Below are 5,908 nucleotides of genomic sequence, written 5' to 3'. Positions count from 1 at the left end.
CCCGCACGCACGGCGTCCGTCACGAGGGGGACGCCGGCCGCGACCTCGAGGGCCCGGACCAGGTCGCGGCGGGCGGCCGGGGGCACGGGCGTGACGGGTGCGCTCTCCCGTCGGATCCGCTCGGCGACGTCGCGGACGTCGGCCAGCGTCCTCGCGGTCGCCGCCTCGCGACGGCGCGCCGCGTCGTCCAGGCGGTCCCGCAGCGCGTCGACGCCCTCCCCGGTCCGGGCGGACGTCAGCAGCACGGGGACACCCGCCAGGCCGTCGTCGGCGAGGAGCCGCGTGAGGTCCGCCGCGCACGCGTCCCGCTCGGCGGGCGGGAGCCGGTCCACCTGGTTGAGCGCGACGAGGAGGACGTCACGGTGGCCCGTCAGCCCACGCAGGTACCGGTCGTGGATCGCGGCGTCCGCGTACTTCTGCGGGTCCACGACCCACACCATGAGGTCGACGAGGGCGACCAGCCGCTCGGCCTCGAGCCGGTGCTCCACGACGACGGAGTCGTGGTCCGGCAGGTCGAGCAGGACGAGGGCCCCGTCGGCCTGCGGCCGGGACCAGGGCCGGCGTGACGGGCCGTCCGGTGCGGGCGCCGGGTCGGCGTCCTGGTCGAGGACGTGCCGGCGCCGGATGCCGAGCCAGTCCAGCAGGGGGGCCGAGCCCTCCTCCCCCCGCACCAGGGCGAGCGCCTCCGAGGTGGTGGGCCGCAGCACGTCGACGGCGGCCACGTCCACGCCGGTGACGGCGTTGACCAGCGAGGACTTCCCGGAGCCGGTGGCTCCCGCGAACGCGACCACCGTGTGGTCGGCGGACAGCCGCATCCGGTGACCGGCGCGGTCCTCGACGGCGGCGGCGGCCGCGACGAGGTCCGCCGGCAGGACCTCGCGGCCGGCGACCACGGCACGGGCGAGCGCGTCGAGGCGGTCCGCGACGGTCAGCCCTCCCACAGCGACCTCCACCACCGTCGCAGACCGGACTCCTCCGGCGCGGGCTCCGTCCGGACGTCGTCCGCCCGGTCACCGGGACCGCTCAGGACCGGCGGCAGCTCCACGACCGCGCCGAGCCAGGCGGAGCCGTCGGCCACCTGGTGCGCCGCGGCGCGGAGCCGCTCCCCCGCGGCCGGGGTCAGGTCCAGCGCGTCGACGACGGTCGCGAACCGGCGTGCCTCGTCGTCCAGCAGACGGCCGAACCGCGCGACGAGGTCCGCGTGCGCGACACGGGTCAGGCGGCGCACCGCCTCGTCGCCGAACACCGCCTCCAGGAGGCGCTGGGCGAGCACGGCGGTGCCGCCCGCGACGCCGACCTCGGCCGTGGTCAGGCCGCCCGTCGAGGCGAAGATCACGACCATGAGCGTCGCTCCGAGGGCGTTGACGCCGAAGGACAGGAAGCGCGCGGTCGAGCGCTTGTCGGCGCCCTCGGAGGCCACGAGGTCGAGCACGCCGCGCTGCCACGCGCGTACCTGCTCGGCGACGCGCCCGCGCAGGTCGCCCGAGGCGCGGGTGAGCCGCAGGCCCTCGACGAGCCGGGCTCCCGCCGGGTCCGCGCGCCACGCCGCCGCGGTCCGCTCCGCCGCCCGGTCCGCGGCGTCGACGACCAGGTCGACGAGCCCGCTGGAGATCGCCTCGGCGACGGGCTCCGGGGCCGGCCGCCCCCGCAGGAAGGCCGTGACACGGTCACGCGCGGTGCTCACGCGGGCCTCGATCGCCCGGAACAGCTCGCCGGTGCCGACGAACTCCTGCCAGCGGGCGAGCACCTCGCCCCGCAGGAGGGTGCCGTCGGAGGTCGCCGCCTCGACGCGGTCACGGGCGTCCCCGTACGCCTCGTGCAGCTGCGACCGCAGCCGTCCGGCGTGGGCGACGTGCTCGTCCACGGCCGACGCCAGCACCGGCACCGTCGCGAGGAGGTCCTCCACCGCGCCCGCGACCGTGCGGTGGACGACCTGCTCGCGCGCCGCGCCGTCGCCGACGACGGCGCGCAGCCAGGCCTCGAGCTCGGCCACCGCCGCCCGGGGCAGCCGTCCGTCGGTCAGGGGCGCCTCGGCGACCGTCACGAGCCGCGCCTCCGGCAGCCCGTTCTCGGTCAGCATCCGGCCCAGGTCCGCGGCCACCGCGGTGCGCGCCGGCGGGTCGACCCGGTTGAGCACGACGGTGACGACCGCCCGGCGCCGCGCCGCCGCCGCGAGGAGGTCCCACGGCACGGCGTCGGCGTAGCGCGCCGCCGTCGTGACGAACACCCAGAGGTCGGCGGCGCCCAGCAGCTCCTCGCCGAGCTCGCGGTTCTCCTCGACCACCGAGTCGATGTCGGGTGCGTCGAGGAGGGCCAGCCCCCGCGGCACGTCGGGGTGCGGCACGAGGCGCAGGGCCCGGCCCTGGGCGTCGCGGCCGGTCACGCGGGGCAGCGTGGGGAGGATCCGGTCGGTCGCGAACCAGGCCGTGTCGTCGGGGTGGTGGACGAGGACCGGGGACCGCGTGGTGGGCCGGAGGACGCCGGACGCGGTCACCTCGGTGCCCACGAGGCTGTTGACGAGGGTCGACTTGCCCGCCCCTGTGGACCCGCCCACGACGGCGAGCAGCGGTGCCCCCATCTGACGGACGCGTGGCAGCAGGTAGTCGTCCAGGTGGTCGACGAGACGTCGGGCCGTGCGCCGGTGCTGCTCCGCGCCCGGCAGGTCCAGCGGGAGCCGCAGGTCCTGCACGGTGGTGCGCAACGCCGTCAGGTCGGTCAGCAGCCGGTCGGTCGCCTCCGCCTCAGCCGTCACGGCGCCTCCTCGTCCTGGTCACCGGCCGGGCCGGGGCCGGCGCAGGTCCCCGCGCAGCCTGGCCCCAGTCTGTCGCAGGCGGTCGCGGTCCGCGCGGGGGTCGGGACGCGGGCGGCGCGAGCCGTGCCCACCGTCCCCGTCGCGGGAGGGACAGCACGAGGGCCGGCGTCCGCACCGTGGGGTGCGGGCGCCGGCCCTCGGGCACGACGACGGGGGGGGGTCAGTCGCGGGTGAGCTTGCGGTAGGTGACGCGGTGCGGACGCGCCGCCTCGACGCCGAGCCGCTCGACCTTGTTCTGCTCGTAGGACTCGAAGTTCCCCTCGAACCAGTACCAGGCCGCCGGGTCCTCCTCCGTGCCCTCGTACGCCAGGATGTGCGTGGCCACGCGGTCCAGGAACCACCGGTCGTGGGACACGACCACGGCGCAGCCCGGGAACTCCTCGAGGGCGTTCTCCAGCGAGCCGAGGGTCTCGACGTCCAGGTCGTTGGTCGGCTCGTCCAGCAGGAGGACGTTGCCGCCCTGCTTGAGCGTCAGGGCCAGGTTGAGGCGGTTGCGCTCGCCCCCGGACAGGACGCCGGCCGGCTTCTGCTGGTCCGGCCCCTTGAACCCGAACGACGCGACGTACGCGCGGGACGGGATCTCCACGTTGCCGACCTTGATGTAGTCCAGGCCGTCCGAGACGACCTCCCACAGGGTCTTCTTCGGGTCGATGCCCCCGCGGCTCTGGTCGACGTACGACAGCTGGACCGTCTCGCCGATCTTGAGCTTGCCGTCGTCCAGCGGCTCGAGCCCGACGATGGTCTTGAACAGCGTCGTCTTGCCCACGCCGTTCGGCCCGATGACGCCGACGATGCCGTTGCGCGGCAGCGTGAACGACAGCCCGTCGATGAGGGTCCGGCCGTCGAAGCCCTTGCGGAGGTTGTCCGCCTCGATGACGACGCTCCCCAGGCGGGGGCCGGCGGGGATCTGGATCTCCTCGAAGTCCAGCTTCCGCGTCCGGTCCGCCTCTGCCGCCATCTCCTCGTATCGGGCCAGTCGCGCCCGGGACTTGGTCTGGCGGGCCTTCGCGGAGGACCGCACCCACTCCAGCTCGTCCTTGAGGCGCTTGGCGAGCTTCGCGTCCTTCTTGCCCTGGACCTCCAGGCGCGCCTGCTTCTTCTCCAGGTAGGTGGAGTAGTTGCCCTCGTACGGGTAGAGGCGGCCGCGGTCGACCTCGGCGATCCACTGGGCGACGTGGTCGAGGAAGTACCGGTCGTGGGTCACGGCGATGACGGCGCCGGGGTACTGCGACAGGTGCTGCTCGAGCCACAGCACGCTCTCGGCGTCCAGGTGGTTGGTGGGCTCGTCGAGCAGCAGGAGGTCGGGCTTCTCCAGCAGGAGCTTGCACAGGGCCACCCGGCGGCGCTCACCACCGGACAGGACCGACACGTCGGCGTCCGGCGGGGGGCAGCGCAGCGCGTCCATCGCCTGCTCGAGCTGGGCGTCGAGGTCCCAGGCGTTCGCGTGGTCCAGCGCCTCCTGGAGCTCGCCCATCTCCGCCAGCAGCGCGTCGAAGTCGGCGTCCGGCTCGGCCATCAGGGCGGAGATCTCGTTGAAGCGGTCGAGCTTGCCCTTGACCTCGGCGACGCCCTCCTCGACGTTGCCGAGGACCGTCTTCTCCTCGTTCAGCGGCGGCTCCTGCAGCAGGATGCCGACCGTGTAGCCCGGGGAAAGGCGCGCCTCGCCGTTCGACGGCTGGTCGAGGCCGGCCATGATCTTCAGGATCGTCGACTTGCCCGCGCCGTTCGGCCCGACGACACCGATCTTCGCCCCGGGGTAGAAGCTCATGGTGACGTCGTCGAGGATCACCTTGTCCCCGTGCGCCTTGCGCGCCTTGTACATGGTGTAGATGAACTCAGCCACGGGTCCGGTTCGCTCCAGTCGGTGGTGGTGGGTGGTCAGGGCGGGCCCGCCGGAGGTCACCGGTCGCCACGGCCGGGACGTGCACGTCGCCGACGGGCCTGCTGCCGACCGCCCAGCCTACGGCGTCCCGGCGGCGCGCCCCGACCCGGCCGACGCCAGGGCCGCCCCGGCAGCCGCGGGCTCCTGATCGGCCGCCTCCCGACCCGCCCGGTCGTCCTCCTCCGCGAACTCGTCCTCGCCGACCACGTCCGTGCCGGCGGCGGTCGCCCAGGGGTCGTCGTCCTGGCCACCGGCGCTCGGACGACCTGCCCCGGACCGGGCGGCGTCGGCCGCGACGTTCACCGTCCGGGTGAAGGCCGCGCGTCCGCGCGTCAGGTCGTGGCCGAGCGCCGTGACGTCGAGCACGAGCGACGAGCGCGGCCCCTGCTCCCCCTGCCACTCCTCCGTGCGGAGCCGCCCGGTCGCCAGGACCGGGTCGCCCTTGCGGATGGACGAGCCCACGTTGAGCGCCACGTCGCGGAACGCCTTGACGGTGATCCACTCCGTCTGCCCGTCGGTCCACGCGCCCGCGCGGGAGTCGAACCAGCGCGGCGTCGCCGCCAACCGGAAGCTCGTGTACGGCACGCCGTCCCCCGTGATCTCCCGCGGCGTCGTCGCCGCCCACCCCACGACGGTCACGGTCAGTCCGCTGCCACTCATGCGCCACCTCCTGCTCTGCCGAGCCGGTCCGTCCGGCTCCGCAGCGAGGTTCGCGCCCCCGGCAGGGGTCGGCGGGAGAGGTCCCGCACCGGCTGGGGACGGCGTGGGACGCGACGGCCTTGTGGAGGACCGTCCGGGCGGCTCAAACCGGCGCGGCCGCGTCCGCCGTGCCGGTGGACCCGGGCACCGTCGCCTCGCCCGCGGACCCGGGCGCGCGCGGGTGGGACGGGTCGGCGACGTGACCGGCAGCGCGACCTGTCGCCGCCCGCCGCACGACGCGGTGGTCCGCGTGCACCGCACGCGTCGGGGCGACGAGCGCCTCGTCGACGACGCCGCCCAGCACGGACTGCACGTCCCGCAGCAGCCGGTCGGCGCGGGCCCGGTGCGTCTGCTGCGTGACCCGTCGGGCCCCCAGCGCCAGCGCCCCTGCCGCCCCGAGCGCCAGGATCCCGGCGCCCCCGATCACGAGCGCCGGCAGCCCGGCGTCCGGCACGACGAGGGCCGCCACCAGGGCGGCCACGAGGAGCACCGCGCCCACCACGGCGAGCGCCACG

The 5,908-nt window shown here is 75.5% G+C and carries 5 protein-coding genes; all 5 read right to left on the bottom strand.

Annotated elements, in window-relative coordinates; all coding sequences use genetic code 11:
* A partial coding sequence (locus N866_RS15720) for a GTPase (RefSeq protein ID WP_173406169.1) occupies positions 1-941 on the bottom strand: 941 nt, incomplete at its 3' end.
* Positions 929-2,752 carry a P-loop NTPase family protein gene (locus N866_RS15715; RefSeq protein WP_081802720.1) on the bottom strand — a complete coding sequence of 608 codons (1,824 nt, stop codon included), beginning with the start codon at positions 2,750-2,752 and terminating at the stop codon, positions 929-931. The genes N866_RS15715 and N866_RS15720, both read right to left, overlap by 13 nt.
* A 220-nt stretch (positions 2,753-2,972) precedes the next feature.
* Positions 2,973-4,655, bottom strand: coding sequence for an energy-dependent translational throttle protein EttA (gene ettA, locus N866_RS15710; protein WP_034228080.1), 1,683 nt, complete (start codon positions 4,653-4,655; stop codon positions 2,973-2,975).
* A gap of 117 nt (positions 4,656-4,772) precedes the next feature.
* Positions 4,773-5,354, bottom strand: a complete 582-nt coding sequence (locus tag N866_RS20075) for a single-stranded DNA-binding protein (RefSeq protein WP_052023144.1) — start codon at positions 5,352-5,354, stop codon at positions 4,773-4,775.
* Between the two features lie 142 nt (positions 5,355-5,496).
* The coding region (locus tag N866_RS21500) for a hypothetical protein (protein WP_034228074.1) at positions 5,497-5,908 on the bottom strand (412 nt) is incomplete at its 5' end.

Source organism: Actinotalea ferrariae CF5-4 (assembly GCF_000603945.1).
Lineage (GTDB): Bacteria > Actinomycetota > Actinomycetes > Actinomycetales > Cellulomonadaceae > Actinotalea > Actinotalea ferrariae.
The sequence above is the reverse complement of the archived record's forward strand: the minus strand, read 5'-3'. Positions and strand labels throughout refer to the sequence as shown.

Coding starts and splice junctions, on each gene's coding strand:
- N866_RS20075 (WP_052023144.1), bottom strand. CDS start 5,354: ATGAGTGGCAGCGGACTGACCGTGACCGTCGTGGGGTGGGCGGCGACG.